15 protein-coding genes, 4 tRNA genes and 1 pseudogene are annotated in these 16,594 nt (G+C 59.9%); 5 read left to right on the top strand and 15 right to left on the bottom strand.

Annotated features, from left to right (window positions below; genetic code table 11):
• Positions 1 to 108 precede the first annotated feature (108 nt).
• The 4 genes from cpaB to AC1DVE_RS22050 are packed head-to-tail and all read right to left on the bottom strand — an operon-like array spanning position 109 to position 3,025.
• Positions 109 to 918 (bottom strand): Flp pilus assembly protein CpaB, encoded by an 810-nt coding sequence (cpaB, locus tag AC1DVE_RS22035; RefSeq protein ID WP_223456147.1) that lies wholly within the window; start codon positions 916 to 918, stop codon positions 109 to 111.
• Between the two features lie 15 nt (positions 919 to 933).
• A complete protein-coding gene (locus tag AC1DVE_RS22040; RefSeq protein WP_223456146.1) occupies positions 934 to 2,262 on the bottom strand; it encodes an AAA family ATPase in 1,329 nt (442 codons plus the stop codon).
• Between the two features lie 2 nt (positions 2,263 to 2,264).
• Positions 2,265 to 2,795 (bottom strand): A24 family peptidase, encoded by a 531-nt coding sequence (locus AC1DVE_RS22045; RefSeq protein ID WP_223456145.1) that lies wholly within the window; start codon positions 2,793 to 2,795, stop codon positions 2,265 to 2,267.
• A gap of 26 nt (positions 2,796 to 2,821) precedes the next feature.
• Positions 2,822 to 3,025 (bottom strand): Flp family type IVb pilin, encoded by a 204-nt coding sequence (locus AC1DVE_RS22050; protein WP_223456144.1) that lies wholly within the window; start codon positions 3,023 to 3,025, stop codon positions 2,822 to 2,824.
• 410 nt (positions 3,026 to 3,435) lie between these two features.
• Between AC1DVE_RS22050 and AC1DVE_RS22055 the strand changes: the two genes are divergently transcribed.
• Positions 3,436 to 4,305 carry an AraC family transcriptional regulator gene (locus AC1DVE_RS22055; RefSeq protein ID WP_223456143.1) on the top strand — a complete coding sequence of 290 codons (870 nt, stop codon included), beginning with the start codon at positions 3,436 to 3,438 and terminating at the stop codon, positions 4,303 to 4,305.
• Between the two features lie 58 nt (positions 4,306 to 4,363).
• On the opposite strand, the gene AC1DVE_RS22060 is transcribed toward AC1DVE_RS22055, so the two are convergent.
• The 4 genes from AC1DVE_RS22060 to AC1DVE_RS22075 all read right to left on the bottom strand — a co-directional run bounded on the left by AC1DVE_RS22060 (position 4,364) and on the right by AC1DVE_RS22075 (position 4,776).
• Positions 4,364 to 4,439, bottom strand: a tRNA-Gly gene (locus AC1DVE_RS22060).
• Positions 4,440 to 4,442: 3 nt separating this feature from the next.
• Positions 4,443 to 4,518, bottom strand: a tRNA-Glu gene (locus tag AC1DVE_RS22065).
• A gap of 104 nt (positions 4,519 to 4,622) precedes the next feature.
• A tRNA-Gly gene (locus tag AC1DVE_RS22070) sits at positions 4,623 to 4,698 on the bottom strand.
• Positions 4,699 to 4,700: 2 nt separating this feature from the next.
• Positions 4,701 to 4,776 (bottom strand) — tRNA-Glu (locus AC1DVE_RS22075).
• A gap of 384 nt (positions 4,777 to 5,160) precedes the next feature.
• Between AC1DVE_RS22075 and AC1DVE_RS22080 the strand changes: the two genes are divergently transcribed.
• Positions 5,161 to 5,919, top strand: coding sequence for a hypothetical protein (locus tag AC1DVE_RS22080; RefSeq protein ID WP_223456142.1), 759 nt, complete (start codon positions 5,161 to 5,163; stop codon positions 5,917 to 5,919).
• Between the two features lie 59 nt (positions 5,920 to 5,978).
• On the opposite strand, the gene AC1DVE_RS22085 is transcribed toward AC1DVE_RS22080, so the two are convergent.
• The 4 genes and pseudogenes from AC1DVE_RS22085 to AC1DVE_RS22100 form a co-directional block, all read right to left on the bottom strand.
• Entirely contained in the window at positions 5,979 to 6,860 is an 882-nt protein-coding gene (locus tag AC1DVE_RS22085; RefSeq protein WP_477784191.1) for a methyl-accepting chemotaxis protein, read from the bottom strand.
• Positions 6,840 to 7,943: pseudogene (locus AC1DVE_RS22090) on the bottom strand (HAMP domain-containing protein); the annotation flags it as partial. The pseudogene AC1DVE_RS22090 and the gene AC1DVE_RS22085, both read right to left, overlap by 21 nt.
• 108 nt (positions 7,944 to 8,051) lie before the next feature.
• Positions 8,052 to 9,437, bottom strand: coding sequence for an aminotransferase-like domain-containing protein (locus AC1DVE_RS22095; RefSeq protein WP_223456140.1), 1,386 nt, complete (start codon positions 9,435 to 9,437; stop codon positions 8,052 to 8,054).
• 163 nt (positions 9,438 to 9,600) lie between these two features.
• Positions 9,601 to 10,362 (bottom strand): SDR family oxidoreductase, encoded by a 762-nt coding sequence (locus AC1DVE_RS22100; protein ID WP_223456139.1) that lies wholly within the window; start codon positions 10,360 to 10,362, stop codon positions 9,601 to 9,603.
• A 236-nt stretch (positions 10,363 to 10,598) separates the two neighbouring features.
• On the opposite strand from AC1DVE_RS22100, the gene AC1DVE_RS22105 reads away from it, so the two are divergent.
• Positions 10,599 to 11,603: an NADP-dependent oxidoreductase gene (locus tag AC1DVE_RS22105; protein WP_223456138.1), complete on the top strand. Its 1,005-nt coding sequence runs from the start codon at positions 10,599 to 10,601 to the stop codon at positions 11,601 to 11,603.
• Positions 11,604 to 11,757: 154 nt separating this feature from the next.
• On the opposite strand, the gene pyrF is transcribed toward AC1DVE_RS22105, so the two are convergent.
• Positions 11,758 to 12,456, bottom strand: a complete 699-nt coding sequence (gene pyrF / locus AC1DVE_RS22110; RefSeq protein WP_223456137.1) for an orotidine-5'-phosphate decarboxylase — start codon at positions 12,454 to 12,456, stop codon at positions 11,758 to 11,760.
• Between the two features lie 296 nt (positions 12,457 to 12,752).
• Between pyrF and AC1DVE_RS22115 the strand changes: the two genes are divergently transcribed.
• Positions 12,753 to 13,511: a response regulator gene (locus AC1DVE_RS22115; protein ID WP_046037528.1), complete on the top strand. Its 759-nt coding sequence runs from the start codon at positions 12,753 to 12,755 to the stop codon at positions 13,509 to 13,511.
• Positions 13,511 to 14,560: a sensor histidine kinase gene (locus AC1DVE_RS22120; protein WP_223456136.1), complete on the top strand. Its 1,050-nt coding sequence runs from the start codon at positions 13,511 to 13,513 to the stop codon at positions 14,558 to 14,560. Before AC1DVE_RS22115 ends, AC1DVE_RS22120 begins: the two co-directional genes overlap by 1 nt.
• 94 nt (positions 14,561 to 14,654) lie before the next feature.
• Here AC1DVE_RS22120 and AC1DVE_RS22125 read toward each other — a convergent pair whose 3' ends face one another.
• Positions 14,655 to 15,710 carry an AI-2E family transporter gene (locus AC1DVE_RS22125; RefSeq protein WP_223456135.1) on the bottom strand — a complete coding sequence of 352 codons (1,056 nt, stop codon included), beginning with the start codon at positions 15,708 to 15,710 and terminating at the stop codon, positions 14,655 to 14,657.
• A gap of 69 nt (positions 15,711 to 15,779) precedes the next feature.
• Positions 15,780 to 16,586 (bottom strand): DUF4892 domain-containing protein, encoded by an 807-nt coding sequence (locus tag AC1DVE_RS22130; RefSeq protein WP_223456134.1) that lies wholly within the window; start codon positions 16,584 to 16,586, stop codon positions 15,780 to 15,782.
• Between the last annotated feature and the right edge of the window lie 8 nt (positions 16,587 to 16,594).

The raw sequence follows: 16,594 nt of genomic DNA on the forward strand, positions 1-16,594 counted from the left end.
AGTGAACGGCCGCTGAATACGAAGATTCATCATCAAGCCCTCGATTGCCGATACTGATCCGGATCGGCTCCGCCAATACCTGGGTGCCCAGGCACCCCTACCGCCCTGTCAACGCATGTTCACTACACTGGCCTGGACTCCACGGATAATGGTGACGGTTCTGCCACCCTCTCCATGACCACGCTGCACCACGCGTTTTGGCTCTGTGGCGGTAGCCACCGCCATGACCGGTGCGGCAGACGTAACGGTCGCGATTTTTTTCTCGGCGTTCAGCGGGTTGCGCAAGGTCAATTGCAATTTCCCTTCCGATTGCGCCGTGACCAGGGTTTCAGCCTCGGCGGTCGTCATTTCCAGCGTCACTGCGCGCACCACCACCGGTTGGGTTTTGTCGGTACCTGCAGTCTGATCCACCGCCAACACCCGCAAGTTCTCGAGGATGGTCCTGGAGGAGGCGCTGTTAGTGCCGGCATTGGTGGTTTTGGTCGCCAGTACATCGACCCGGTTACCCGGCAACAGGAATCCGCCGACGCCGACCACATCGTCCACCCGTACCGATATGGCGCGTTTGTCCGGGGCAATCAAAGAGGCCAGGGTGCTGCCGCCAAGGTGCTCGCTCAGACGCGCACCGCGCACGATGTCGCCCCGCAGAATGTCGAACGTTGCGATCTTGCCCACGGCTTTTTCGCTGGAATCGAAGGCATCATCCGGGATCGTATCCATGGGCATGCGTACGGTCGTGACCTGCTGGGCCTCGACCATCTGCCCGAATGGAATCTCTACCGTGGCGACCACCACGCTTCGAAGGTGGTCATCCGGGCTGGCATTGAGCCGCGCGCTCAGCCAGGAGTCGGCCATCCATGCAGCCCCAAGGCCCATGGCCAGAGAAACACCTATCAGGGTAAGCGTACGAGAGCTCATGTCAGTATCTCCGTATCAAAGAAAGTCGAGCTGGACGAAGTAGTTGCGCCAGGCCCATTCCAACTCTTTCGGTGACAGTGGTCCGGAACCGCCTATATAACGCTGGCGATCGAGTGCCATGTTCAGGAGATCGCGGGGATGGCAGGGCACCAGGGGCATGCCTTCACTTGCATAAAGCCTTTGCAACGCGTAACGCACCAGCAGCGGGTCATAGGAAATGCCCAGACGCTCGCTTTCCATACGCCAGATCTTTTCGTACTGCTCGGGCTTCAGGTAACCAAACTGCAGCTTGTAGCCAATCCGGCGCAGGAAGGCCTCATCGGCCAGTTCCAGGGGATTGAGGTTGGTGGAAAACACCAGAATCAGATCGAACGGCAGCTCGCAATGCCGACCGCCGCCCAGGTTGAGGAAATCGCGTTTCTCTTCCATCGGGACGATCCAGCGATTGAACAGCTCGGCGGGTGCCATGCGCTGGCGCCCCATGTCGTCGATGATGAACAGGCCATTGCTGGCCTTGAGCTGCAAGGCGGCCTGGTATTGACGGGTGAAGGGGTCATAGCGAAGGTCCAGCTGCTCCATGCTCAACTCACCGCCCGTGATGACGATCGGGCGTTTGCAGCGCAGCAGTCGACGATCGATCCCTTCGTTGAGCATAAGATTGTTCTGTTGAGCATTTTCATCTAGGCGCTGATGCACCTGGGGGTCATAGATCTCGATCACCGACTCGTTGATGACGATGGCATATGGGACCCAGATGGCCTCGGCGAACAGACGGATCAGCCGACTGCTAACATAAGTCTTGCCGGTACCCGCAGGGCCATAAATCATGATCGCGCGCCCGGAGTTCATCGCCACACCCAACTGATCGAGCATCTCCTCCGTGAGCACTACGCCAGCCAGGGCATTGCGCATATCGTTGGCATTGATGCGACCATGGTGAATGGTCTGCAGTTTGATCAGGGAACGGTAGGTACTCACCGGGAAGGGTGCCGCACCGATATAGCCACTGCGCGACAGGGCATCGCGGGCGACACTGCGACCGCGTTCGGTCAGGCCATAACGCAACATCTGTCCGCCCGTTTGACTCGCCTGGCCCAGCACTTCGACACGGCCATCCTTGCGCAGAAACGCCAGGACCTCTTCAAGTACCGCGCCGGTCAGCGCCAGGCGGTCCACCAGTCGCGACATGTCCAGCACACCGGCATCAAACAAATGCTTGCACACCAACTCGCCGAGAAAACTGTCGGTCAGACCGGTTTCGCGGATTGTGCAGGGTTGAGGAGCCAGGCGTTGCACCGCGCTCCGATCGCTGGGGTAGGCATCACTATCGACGATGACGTGCATGTCTAACCTCCGAATCCACCGGCAGTGAGTTGCCAGTAGATGCTGTTCAACGTCCCCAGCAGGATCGCTACCGAATAAGGAAAGGGCTTGCCGGCTACCTCGCCCGAGCTCGGCGCTAAATAGGCCCGCGCCCGAAACATCAACCGATAGCGCCCCAGGGTCTGCAACAATTGACCGCGCACCAGCACGATCAGGAAACCGCACAACCCTCCCCATATCAGACTGAAGAACACAGCCCACAAGGCGTAATGAGGGGGTAGAAAACTGCCAACCATGGCCATCAGCTTGACGTCACCGGCAGCCATGCCGCCCAGGGCATACATGGGCAGGAACAACGCAAAACCGATCAGGAGGCCCAACAGGCCGTCCCCCATGCCACTGATCCCACCTGAGTAAGTCTGGCCAGCCAACCCCAAGACCAGACCTACCAGGATGAGCAAATTGGGAATACGGTGGCGACGCAAGTCGCTCACCACCGCCACGCCCAGCAGCCCGATCAGCACAACGGTAGCAACCAGCTGCTCCATGGACATGTCCCATCCTCCTGCCAGAGTTGTCGTTATGCGGCAACGCAAGTGGCGGTAGAACTAACGGCCTGACAAAGAGCTTGGATGGCGGTTCCCACTGCCCCACCAAGAGACGTGAACGCCGCGACAACAGCTAACGTAATCAACCCACCCGCCACCGCGTATTCCACAATGGTCAGGCCATCTTCGTCTTTGACGAACTTCACTACCGAAGCCTTGATTGTTTGCATGATCATTTTGCCCACCTCACTCGAATGTTGTTTTTTCTGAGGCAGTACTTTCTGTGCTGCCTGATGCAACCCTAGTCAGGGTGCAGGCATAGGCGTTAGGAAGATTTTGCACATCGCTAGGACTTTTTTGCGGGGCGGCCAAATATGGGTAATTGGCCTTTGCAGAAGTAACGGGAAGGGTAAACAAGGCGAGGCAAGGCCAAGGCGATTGTCATTGATTCACAAGCGACAAGCGGTTCAACCCGGGCTCGTCGAAAACACACCAACAAACACTCGCCCGGGGCTGCCTTCCAGGCAACCCATAGAGCGAACAGAACTAAAAACCGCCTTTTCTATCAGGATTAAATCTGCAAAGTGATGGCACCTTGGCAATACTCCTTAGCGAAGAGAGTCACCAAGAACCCCAGAGTAGAGACATGACGTCCAACTTGACCAAAAGGCCATCGCTCCTGTGGTTCGATCTGACTCATGATCGGTCCACGAAAGAACTCGTCGCGCAGTTCGAGGGTACCTGCGACTGCAGACTGGCGAAAAACTCCGTGTTGCCCATCGGGGAACCGGCAGACATGATCTGCATTCATTTTGATCGCCCCGACACTCCAGGCTTGCGGCTATTGCTGGAGATCAAACGCACCACCCCCAGCATCCCGATCACCATGTTCACCGTGCAGCACTCGGAGGAACTGGCTGTATGGGCCATGCGCTCCAGCGTCTGGGAATACATGGTGCTCCCGCTATCGACCACCGAGAAGAATCGCTACCTGACGGCGGTGGTGCAGCTCTGCGAGCTGCGCCGAAATGCCAACGGCCGGGGCAAGTCATCGCAGATCGACCACTCCCCGACCCTGCCGGACAGCATCCGTCGAACCTCAGGACACCAAAAACACCAGGCGCTGAGCAATGTCATGCTGTACATCGAACAGCATTTTCGAGACAACATCGATCAGAGGGATCTGGCGCAGCGCTGCGGCATGACGACATTTCGCTTCAGCCGCCTGTTCAAGGAAGCCAATGGGCTTGGCTTCACGGATTACATCCTGGACAAGCGCATGAACTTCGCCAAAGAACTGCTCGACAACAGCCAGATGCCGATTACCAGCATCGGCTATGAGGCCGGCTTCAAGGATCCTTCCTACTTCGCTCGTGCCTTCAAGCAGTTCGCCAACTGCACGCCCAGCGAATACCGCCTGGCACGCCAGCTCAAAGCGGCTGCCGCTACACAACCGGTGCAGGATGAAAAAACCATTGAAGCGCTCGAAAGCCTGGTCCAAAGCCTCAGCAGTTGATCCGGTTTTTTACGCGCACACAAAAACGCCGCTCAATGAGCGGCGTTTTCGTTAAATATGGAGCGGGAAACGAGACTCGAACTCGCGACCCCGACCTTGGCAAGGTCGTGCTCTACCAACTGAGCTATTCCCGCAAATGGCGTCCCCTAGGGGACTCGAACCCCTGTTACCGCCGTGAAAGGGCGGTGTCCTAGGCCACTAGACGAAGGGGACACGCTACCCGGAACACATGGTGTGTGTTTCGGTGTCCAGAGCCGCATCCGAAGACTTGGTTCTGGTTTCACTCAGCCCTGCCCGAAAGCAACGCTGTTTAAAATTGGAGCGGGAAACGAGACTCGAACTCGCGACCCCGACCTTGGCAAGGTCGTGCTCTACCAACTGAGCTATTCCCGCATTGGCGTCCCCTAGGGGACTCGAACCCCTGTTACCGCCGTGAAAGGGCGGTGTCCTAGGCCACTAGACGAAGGGGACACACATACTACATTCACTCCCTGCTTCGTTTCGCTGTGTGCTTTACGCTGCAAGTGGCGCGCATTCTATGGATGGATTGAGAGGTCGTCAACCCCCTGATATAAATTTATTTAAATCAATGACTTCACCCTGCTTTTGGGAGCCGTTGCGGTTTTCCGCTGCCCGGCGTTTGACGCTTATATTCTGGCACCCGCCAAGACGTTATAGTCCATCCAATGATGGCACTCTGCGTATCGAGTGCCATCATTCATAGAAACGGGGCTCCGGCCGATATAAGCACAAGCATGTCCGAACCAACCCGTCGTGCGGGCCTGGGCGCTCAAATGCCAAGCCACCAGACTCCCATGCGTAACCTATAAAGAGGTCTTACCGGTGACGCCACTCATGATCACCCTGCTAGTCGTAGCCGGGATCGCCCTGTTGATCGCCATTGGCTACATGAACCATGTGGTGGAAAACAACAAGCTGGAAAAGGCCCGTACCAAGATTGAGCTCAACGATCGCCTGCGACGCTGCGGCGAAATCACCGAGACGTTCCCCGGCCAGCTGATGACCCCGGCAATCAAGCTGCTGTTGGCCCGCCTGGAACTGAACGTCTGCCAGCGCCTGCTTAACCTGGAAAAATCCAGCGCCGACCTCAAGGCTCGGATCGCCGAACTGGAGGCCCTTGTCGGCCAGGGTGAATCCATCCCGGCCAACAATCCGCCAGCACCGATCCAGACCGAAGCCAAGGCCAAGGATGTACGCTTCCTGCTCGAAGCCCTGCACGGCCAGATTACCCGCGCGGCACAGGACGGCTTCTTGCCACCCAACGAAGCCAAGCGCTGGATTCGTGAAGTGCGCCACATCCTCGTGCTGCTGCATATCGAGTTCTTCAACAACCTCGGCCAGCACTCCCTGCAACAGAACCAGCCCGGGCAGGCTCGCCTGGCATTCGAGCGCGGCGTGCAATACCTGCGCAAACAACAGGAACCACAGGTCTACGCCGAGCAACTGGAATACCTGGAAAAACTCCTGGCCCGCGCCAACGACCAGGTCATGGATCGCATCGCGCCGGTCGAAGGCGAGGTCAACCAGTTGACCGAAGGCCTCAAGGACGTCGAGGCCGATGCGGACTGGAAGAAAAAAGTGATCTACGACTGATCAGCGAAAACAGAAAAGCCACCGAGAGGTGGCTTTTTTTGGTCTGCCCGATGATCATTTCAAAGCCTGAAATGCCCCACCATCCCCTTCAGTTCAACCCCCAGTTGCGCCAACTGGACACTGGACGCTGCATTGCCCTGCATCGCCAGCGATGACTGATCGGCACTGGCGCGAATACTGGTGACACTGCGGTTGATCTCCTCGGCCACCGAGCTCTGTTCCTCGGCTGCCGCGGCTATCTGCTGGTTCATCTGCTGGATCAAGGATACCGCCGCGGCAATGCTCCCCAGCGCACTCTCGGTCTGCAAGGCATCGCTAACCGCCAGCTTCACCAACTCGCCACTGCTCTGGATCTGCTGCACCGACGACTGCGCCGCCAAGCGCAAGGCGCTGACCAGGCGTTCGATTTCCTCGGTCGATTGCTGGGTTCGCTTGGCCAACGCACGCACTTCATCGGCCACCACGGCAAAGCCCCTGCCCTGCTCACCGGCCCGGGCCGCCTCGATCGCCGCGTTCAATGCCAGCAGGTTGGTTTGCTCCGCCACGCTTTTGATCACACTCAACACCGTGCCGATGTTCTGGATTTCCGCGCTCAGGCTTTCGATGCTCGAACTGGCCGAGGCGGCCGAGTCCGCCAACTGCTCGATCCGCGCCATGCTCTGGCGCACCACCTGCTGACCGCTTTCAACCTTGCCGTCAGCCGTTTGCGCGGCCAGGGCCGCTTCTTCCGCATTGCGCGCGACATCATGCACCGTGGCCGTCATCTGATTCATTGCGGTGGCGACCTGTTCGGTTTCCTCTTTCTGCGTGCTGACTTCGAGGTTGGTCTGTTCAGTCACCGCCGACAGCGATTGGGCGGAAGTCGCCAACTGCTCGATACCCGACTGCAAGCCGCTGACGATATGGCTGAGTCCCGCGCCCATTTGCTGCATTGCCTGCATCAACTGGCCGATTTCGTCACGGCGGGTCACGTCAATGGTCGCACTCAAATCCCCCGAGGCAATCTGCTGCGCTACCTGAATCACGCTACGCAGCGGTGCCACGATCAACCGGGTGATGAACCACGCGGCAACCAGCCCAACCAGCAAGGCCAGGGCCGAGGAGCCAATGATCAACAGCGAGTTCTTTTTCAGTTCAGCCTGCATCGCCTGGTCTTCAGCGCCATAAGCCTGATCCACCCGCTCGACCACTTGGGCAGCACGTTGATGCAATTGTTGATAGACGGTTTTTTCCTGCTCCAGCAGGCCGGTGTACTCGGTGAGCTTGTCACTGAAACTGGCGATATGGCCCATCACCTCATTGAGGACGGTCTGGTAACCCTCATCCTTGACCGTGGTCTTGAGCTGCTCGGCCTGGGCCAGTGCCTGGCTGGCCTGTTCGATCTTGCCCTGCCCCGCGCTGTCGTCGCCTTTGCGGCTTTGATCCAGACGCACGCGTGCTTCATTCATGGCTTGCAGCATCAAGCGTGAAACCTGACTGACCTGACTGGCCTGCTCGATGAATTGCGCACCGTCCTTGCCTTCGGAATCTTTCAGGGTATAGGCGCCGTCATCGGCGAGCCCGGATTGCAATACATCAAGATTATTGGCCACGCTGGACACCGACCAACTGGCCATTTCCAGCGCCAGGTCCTTGGCCTGGGTGAGCGAGACAAACTCGTCGAAGGCCTTGCGATAGGCCCCCAGGGACTGTTCGACATCGTTCATCACCGGCACGTTGGCCGCAGACGCGGCCTTGAGCTGGCCGGCCAGAGCGATCAGGCCATCGACGCCCTCGTGCAGGGCATCGACGGTTTTCGGATTGCCGTGCAAGGCGTATTCCTGCTCCAGTAGCCGCACCTTGAGCAAACCGCTGTTGAGCGATGACATTTGCTTGAGCCCGTCGAAGCGCTGGCTGATGGTTTGCAGGGACCAAACGCCAATCCCCGCCACCAGCGCCGTCAACAACAACACCAGGACAAACCCGATACCCAGTTTTTTCGCCATACCGAGGTTGGCAAAACGTCCTTGCACGGCCGAATTCATTGCACTTAGTCCCCTGCCAAAGTCTGTAGACGAAGACTCGCAACGGGCCAGTAGCAACACAAGGCTCTGGCGCCTGAATAATGGCAAAAAGCTACACCAACGTCGTTTTCAGAACGCTTGAGGTCGATCCCGGGCAGTGGCCTGAAAGAGCGCACGGGCCCGCGGGTCGCAGGCATAAGCCACATTGATACGCTGCCAGTCACTGGCCTCACCCGAGGGGTTGAAGGCGGTCTTCGATGACAGCAGTACACCCAGACGCTGTGCCTGGGTCCGCACCTGATCGAAGTCGGACATTGGTGATCGCGCCCAGATGAACAGGCCTCCCGTCGGCTTGCCGAAAACCTCCCATTCGGCATCTTCGAGCCATTGCAACACCGCCAGCCGGCCGCTGTTCAAGCGTTGGCGCTGACGCTGCACCAGTTTGCCGTAGGCACCGTTAGCCAACAGGCAGGCCAGCACCGACTCGCAAAATCGTGAGGCGCCTATGCCACTGATCATTTTGACCTCGGCCAGACGCGTAATGACTTCGGAACCGGCCACTACGAAACCGACCCGCAAGGAACTGCTGAGGGTCTTGGAGTAGCTGCCCACGTAGATCACGTTGTCGTCCAGCGCAGCCAGTCGCATACCGGAACCGCTGTGCAAATCCGCATAAACGTCGTCTTCGATCACCTGCACGCCAAAAGTCCTGGCCAGCTGCAGCACGCGGCGCGCCACCACCGGTGCAAGGCTGCTGCCGGTCGGGTTGTGATAGAAGCTATTGACGAGCAGCCCTTGAGGCCGGTGTTTGACCAGCACCGATTCGAGTACTTCAACGTCCGGCCCGCGCGGTGTTCGCGGCACCTCGACCATGTGGATGCCGTGCAGCCTGAGCAGATCGAACAGCACCGGATAACCGGGACTCTCCACGACCACACAGTCACCGGCCTTGAACAGTGTCCGCACAATCAGGTCGAGCCCCTGACTGGCACCCGCCGTGGTCATGATCCGGTTGTCCTGCACCGGGATATCCAGTTGCCTGAGGCGCTTGAGTATCTGTTGTCGCAAGGCTGGCAATCCAAGCGGCGAGCCATAGTTGAACAGGCTGGCCGTATCGGTACGACTGACTTGCCGAATCGCGTAAATCAGATCGTCGGTCTCGCGCCAGCTTTCAGGCAGCCCGCCACAGCCCAGCCTCAACTCACTCGAATAAGGCCCGTACTCGGGCTCAGCCCCCTCAAACCACGCCGGCTCGTGCTTTGCGCCCGCGGCCAATGTGGGGTCGGCAACCGTATAGCCGGCCCCCTGACCTGACACCAGCATCCCCTGCGTCACCAGGCGTTCACAGGCCTGGGCGACGCTTAACTGACTGAGCAAATTGATCCGCGCGATCTGTCGCACCGAAGGCAGGCGCGTGCCGGGCGATACCCCGCTGGAATGAAGCCAGCAGGTCAGCGCGTCAACAATTTGCTGTACGACGGGCACCAGCGCCTGTCGGTCGATTCTCAATTCCATGAGCAAGCAAACTCCTGTTGATTTTGCGAGAAGCAGTTAATCACAGGAGTGTTCGAAGACATGTGCGACAACGCCGCTAAAACCCTTTGTTCTAATCATTTGAAACACATTGCCCGGTCCCTTTGTGGAAACAAAAAACCTGTGGGAGCGGCGGTGCGTCGTTTTAAAACGCGGTGACGCCACCGTCCACGGCCAATGAGTGCCCCGTAGTGAACGCCGCGCCATCGCTGCACAGGTACAGCACCGCGCTGGCGATCTCTTCAACCTTGCCGATGCGACCGACCGGATGCATGGCGTTGGCGAACTCGCCTTTTTTCGGGTCGGCCTCATAAGCGCGACGGAACATATCCGTGTCGATCACCGCCGGGCACACGGCATTGACCCGGATCTTCTTCTTGGCGTATTCAATGGCCGCCGACTTGGTCAGGCCGATCACCGCATGTTTAGAGGCTGCGTAGATGCTCATTTTCGGCGCGGCCCCGAGGCCGGCCACCGATGCCGTATTGACGATCGCGCCGCCTCCTTGCGCCAGCAGCAGCGGCAACTGGTATTTCATGCACAGCCAGACACCTTTGACGTTGACGCCCATGATCGCGTCGAACTCGTCGAGCGTACCTTCGACCAGCTTGCCTTTCTCGATTTCGATACCGGCATTGTTGAAGGCATAGTCGAGGCGACCGTAAGTATTGATCACCTCCTCCATCAGATTTTTTACCTCGCTTTCCAAGGTAACGTTGCAGCGCACGAAGGTCGCTTCGCCACCGGCGGTACGAATCAGCGCCACCGTGCCCTCGCTGCCCGCCACGTCCATATCGGCCACCACTACCTTCAGGCCCTCGGCGGCAAATGCCTGGGCGGTCGCGCGGCCAATACCGGCCGCCCCGCCCGTCACCACAACTACCTGGCCGGAAAACGTCATGCTCATTGTTATGTCCTCGAAAAGAAGAAAGCGGGGAATCGCGTAGGGCCAGTCTAGCCATGGAGGTTTTGAACACGGCAGCACTATCAAGGCTCCGGTTGGGCGCCCATGAGTTGCAGTGATGGAACTCTCGTACCAACTATCACTGCACTGGATCAACCTGCATTCGCCGCATCAGCCGAACTTGCGGCATCGTCGCTGACCGGCTATCAACAAAGCTTCATTCATCTTGAGTGCCTGCCATGACCTCCCAGACCAATCGCCAATTCCTGCTCGCCAAACGTCCGGTTGGCGCGGCGACCCGTGAGACATTCACCTACCAGGAAATACCGGTCGGCGAACCGGCGGCGGGTCAGATCCTGGTTCAAAACGAATACCTGTCCCTGGACCCGGCCATGCGTGGCTGGATGAACGAGGGCAAGTCCTACATCCCGCCGGTCGGGCTCGGCGAAGTCATGCGCGCCTTGGGTGTGGGCAAAGTCATTGCGTCGAACAACCCGGGGTTTGCGGTCGGGGATTACGTCAATGGAGCCCTGGGCGTGCAGGATTACTTCCTCGGTGAGCCGCGAGGCTTCTACAAGGTCGATCCGAAACTGGCACCGCTGCCACGTTACTTGTCCGCGTTGGGCATGACCGGGATGACCGCGTACTTCGCCCTGCTCGACGTCGGCGCTCCGAAGGCCGGTGACACCGTGGTGCTGTCGGGCGCAGCCGGCGCCGTGGGCAGCATTGCCGGGCAGATCGCCAAGATCAAAGGCTGCCGGGTGGTTGGCATTGCCGGCGGCGCCGACAAGTGCAAGTTCCTGATCGATGAACTGGGTTTCGATGGCGCTATCGACTACAAGAGCGAAGACGTCCTCGCTGGTCTCAAGCGCGAGTGCCCGAAAGGCGTCGACGTGTATTTCGATAACGTGGGTGGCGACATTCTTGACGCGGTGTTGAGCCGCCTGAACATGAAGGCACGGGTGGTGATTTGCGGTGCCATCAGCCAGTACAACAACAAGGAAGCGGTCAAGGGGCCGGCCAACTACCTGTCACTGCTGGTCAACCGTGCGCGCATGGAAGGATTTGTGGTGATGGACTACGCCGCCCAGTATGCCAGCGCCGCCCAGGAAATGGCCGGCTGGATGGCCAAGGGGCAGCTCAAGAGCAAGGAAGACATCGTCGAAGGACTGGAGACCTTCCCGGAGACGCTGATGAAATTGTTCAGCGGCGAGAATTTCGGGAAGTTGGTGTTGAAGGTCTGACCCGTTATTTGAAACCACCCCAAAACAACTGTGGGAGCGGCGGTGCGGCGATCCGACTTGCTCGCGAATGCGGTGTGCCAGACAACATCTTCGTCGACTGACACGCCCTCTTCGCGAGCAAGCCCGCTCCCACATTGGGTTGTGTGGTGTTTGATCAGGCGAGTTCGGCCACGACGTCGGCCAGCGCTTTCGCCGGATCTGCCGCCTGGCTGATCGGACGGCCGATCACCAGATAGTCGGAACCGGCATCCAGCGCCTGACGCGGCGTCAGAATGCGGCGCTGATCGTCCTGGGCGCTGCCCGCCGGACGAATCCCCGGGGTCACCAGTTGCAGCGACGGGTGCGCCGCTTTCAGCGCCTGGGCTTCCAGGGCCGAGCACACCAGGCCATCCATCCCGGCTTTTTCCGCCAGGGCGGCCAGGCGCAGCACCTGCTCCTGGGGCTCGATGTCCAGACCGATGCCTGCCAGATCTTCACGCTCCATGCTGGTAAGCACGGTCACGCCGATCAGCAGTGGTTTAGGACCAGTGCGCTGATCCAGCACTTCACGGCACGCAGCCATCATGCGCAGGCCGCCGGAGCAATGCACGTTGACCATCCACACGCCCATTTCCGCAGCCGCCTTGACGGCCATCGCGGTGGTGTTCGGGATATCGTGGAACTTGAGGTCCAGGAACACTTCGAAACCCTTATCGCGCAGAGTGCCGACGATTTCCGAGGCGCAGCTGGTGAACAGTTCCTTGCCGACTTTGACCCGGCACAGCTTCGGGTCCAACTGATCGGCCAGCTTCAGTGCGGCGTCACGGGTAGGGAAATCCAGGGCGACGATGATAGGAGTCTGGCAGGCGGACATGAGTGGGCTCTCAGGCAAGTCGAAATCGGCGCGCATTGTAGCGGAACCAGCGCCGCTGCGGGACCCGATGATCGGTAAATCGTCGCGACGGCTCAGGCAAGACTAGCCCTTGAGGCCATTGTGTCGAGTTCGATACACACACGACACGCCCGCAACACCCTGGCCCGCTACCCTCGGCAACCGCAACAGGTCCCTACAACAGCACTTCCCGCCTCCGGGCCGGACGCCTATGCTGGAACCACAACCTCGCAGCCTATCTTTGTGGTTGGCAGCCTACCTGGCAGATGAACGCACGCATGCACAACACCCAAGCACCCGTGAACGATGACCAAAAAACGCCTGGTGACGACAAACGCTGGAGCATTCGCGCCCTGATCGTCGACGATGACGTCCCGATCCGCGAATTGATGATCGACTACCTGGCCCGGTTCAACATCCACGCCAGCGGCGTCACCGATGGCGCCGCGATGCGCCTGGCGATGCAGGCGGAGCATTTCGACGTGGTGGTGCTCGACCTGATGCTGCCCGGTGAAGACGGTCTGTCGCTGTGCCGCTGGCTGCGCGCCGAGTCGGACATCCCGATCCTGATGCTCACCGCCCGTTGCGAACCCACCGACCGGATCATCGGCCTCGAACTCGGCGCCGACGACTACATGGCCAAGCCGTTCGAGCCCCGCGAGCTGGTGGCGCGGATCCAGACCATCCTGCGCCGGGTGCGCGATGACCGCAGCGAACAGCGGGCGAACATTCGTTTCGACAATTGGCGCCTGAACAGCGTGCTGCGGCAACTGATTGCCGACAATGGCCTGGTGGTGCCGCTGTCCAACGCCGAATTCCGCCTGCTCTGGGTGTTTATCGAACGTCCGCGCCGCGTGCTCAGCCGGGAACAACTGCTGGACGCCGCTCGCGGTCGCTCGATCGAAGCCTTTGACCGCAGCATCGACCTGCTGGTGTCGCGCCTGCGCCAGAAGCTCGGCGACGACCCCAAGGCTCCGCAGTTGATAAAGACCGTTCGCGGTGAGGGTTACCTGTTCGATGCCCGAGACATAGGCTGATGCGCGGGCGCTTCGATACGCTGTTCGGCCGCCTGTTTGGCGTGCTGTTGCTGGCGATTATCCTCGCGCACCTGCTGGCCTTTGCCTGGTTCCACCATTACGGCCCGCCGCCTCCGCCACCTCCACCGGAGTTTTCCGAAGGTCTGGACGGGCCACGCCCGCCACTGGACCCACGTTTCGAGAAACGGCCGCCTCGACCGTGGTTTGGCGGTCCGTTGGTGCCCCTGACGTTTCAATTGGTCTCGCTGATCATTGCCGCCTGGTACGGCGCCAAGCTGCTGAGCCGGCCGATCCAGCGCCTGAGCGACGCGGCCGAGCGCTTGAGCGAAGACCTCGACAGCCCGCCACTGGATGAGTCGGGACCACGGGAAGCGCGGCAAGCGGCGCACACGTTCAACAAAATGCAGCGCCGCATCCTGGAACAGGTCAAGCAGCGCTCGCGCATGCTCGGTGCCGTGTCCCACGACCTGCGCACGCCGCTGTCGCGGCTCAAGCTGCGGCTGGAGAAAATCGACGACGACAAGCTGCAAGGCCAGATGCGCCAGGATCTCGACGACATGATCAGCATGCTCGACGCCACCCTCACCTACCTGCATGAACAGCGCACCAGCGAAGCCCCGCAGTGGATGGACGTGCAGGCGTTGGTGGAGTCCCTGAGTGAAAATGCCCAGGACCAGGGTGCGAACGTCCAGGCCAGCGGTCACTGCGCTCCCTTGCAGGTGCAGCCGATGGCCTTGCGCTCTTGCATCAACAACCTGATGGACAATGCCCTGCGCTACGCCGGACAGGCGCTGATTACCCTGCAAGACCATCGTGAACAACTGGTGATTCGGGTCATCGATCATGGCCCGGGCATCGCCGCTGAACAACGCGAAGCGGTGTTCGAACCCTTCTTTCGCCTTGAAGGCTCGCGCAATCGCAATTCCGGCGGCGTTGGCCTGGGCATGACCATTGCCCGCGAGGCCGCGCAACGAATGGGCGGGCAACTGACACTGGAAGAAACCCCGGGTGGCGGCCTGACGGCAGTGATTCGCCTGCCTCGTATCTGAACCCCCATCCGATCCATTGTGGGAGCGGCGGTGCGGCGATCCGACTTGCTCCCGGCGGCGTTCCGACGAAGAGGCCCTAAGCAGAATACAAATCTCAGGGCCGGCGATCTTCAACCCGTGCCTGAGTCTTGCTCCAGTCGATCAACAGGCTGTAGGCCACCGCCAGCAATGTCGGGCCAATGAACAGGCCGATAAAGCCAAAGGCAATCAACCCGCCAAACACCCCAAGCAGCACAATGACCAGCGGCAGGTTACCGCCACGGCTGATCAGGTACGGCTTGAGCACGTTGTCGACACCGCTGATGACGAATGTGCCCCAGATGCCGAGGAATATGGCCATCCCGTACTCGCCTTTCCAGGCCAGCCACGCGGTCGCCGGAATCCACACCAGCGGCGGGCCCATCGGGATCAGGCTGAGCATGAACGTCACGATGCCAAGCACCAGCGCACCCGGTACGCCGGCAATCAGGAACCCGATCAGCGCCAGGATCGCCTGGGCCGCCGCCGTGCCGATCACACCGTTCACCACCCGCTGTACCGTGCCCGCCACCAGTTCAATGTAGTAGCCGGCCCGCTGACCGATCAGCCGCTCCAGCAACGTGTGTACAAACGCCGCCAGACGCGGCCCGTCACGATAGAAAAAGAACACGAAGACGATGCTCAGGGTCAGCTCGAGAATACCGCCGCCGATCTGCGCGCTGCGCGCCAGCAACCAGTTACCCACCTGCCCCAGATAAGGCTTGAGCGACACCATCATCGCCGCGCCCTGCTCATCGATGCTGTTCCAGATGCCTACCAGCCGCTCGCCCACAAAAGGAATCGAACCCAGCCACACCGGTGCTTCGGGCAGCCCCTCGACCTGCGCATCCTTGATGAATGCAGTGGCATCGCGCACATGATCGGCGAGGTTGAAACCCAGCCACACCAGCGGTGCCGCTACCAGCACCATCCAGCCCAGCGTCAGCAATGCCGCCGCCAGCGACTCACGACCATTGAGCCAACGGGTCAACAAGCGCATCAGCGGCCAACTGGCAAATGCCAGGACCGCGCCCCAGAACATCGCCGACCAGAACGGCGCCATCACCCAGAAGCTCGCGCCGAACAACACCACGAGCAGGATCTGCACCAACAGGCGATCGTTATTGATCATCAAAAGTCTCGAAAAAGTCAGTCAGCAAAAGAGTAGGCGAACGCAGCATGCACGTTCGCCCGGTACAGCCTAGCGCAATAGCTCGATGTGCAGGCCAGAGCCCTCGGCACTGCCGGTTTCCATCCGCGCGGCACGCACGCCCTGGCTAATCAGTGCCTGACGCCAGGCTTCGGCGTTAGCTCCGGAAATGCTGACCCTCAAGGTGGTGTCCAGATTCAGTCCGCGAGAAATCAGGCGTAGCCAGGTCTCGTCAGGTGCGCTGTTCAACGTGGGAAAATCGAGCTCGCCGGTGCTCTTGAGTTCACGCAGCAAGGTCGCGGAGGTCGGCAACAACTCGCCCAGCGGTGCCGAAGCGTCGAACTGCTCGACATGCAAGTAGGCTTTGCGATTACCCCGGGTGATGCTGTACAGCGCTACCAGCGTGTTGTCCCGTGGAGCGGCAAGTCGCAGCAGCAAATAGGCTTGTTGATCGTCGGCGCCGTACAGCTTGGCGTTACCGAAGACTTCATTGGCCCAGAGGCTGCTTTCGCCGCAATCGCGCGCCTGGCACCAAAAGAGCAACCCGGCGTCCTGCTGCTGCAAGGCCTCGCGGGCAGCGGTGAACGCCTCGATGGATGAATGCTCCGGTGGCAACTCGTAGGTCACCGAAGTGACGTTGCCGCGCGCACTGACCTGGCCGTCGAAACGTAACTGGCCACTGATTTTACGGATCGAGCCCAACGGGTAGATCCGCTCCAGCTCGACGGCGGGGCGATAGTCGACAATCTGGGCGTCGGTCATGCGCGGCACTATCGGCAGGTCCTGACTGCCCGGAATATCAGCGGCGAATAACAAGGGACTGAAACTGCACAGCACCAGCAAACTGAATGAACGCATGAATAGAC

Source organism: Pseudomonas sp. P4_B4, from assembly GCF_056402255.1.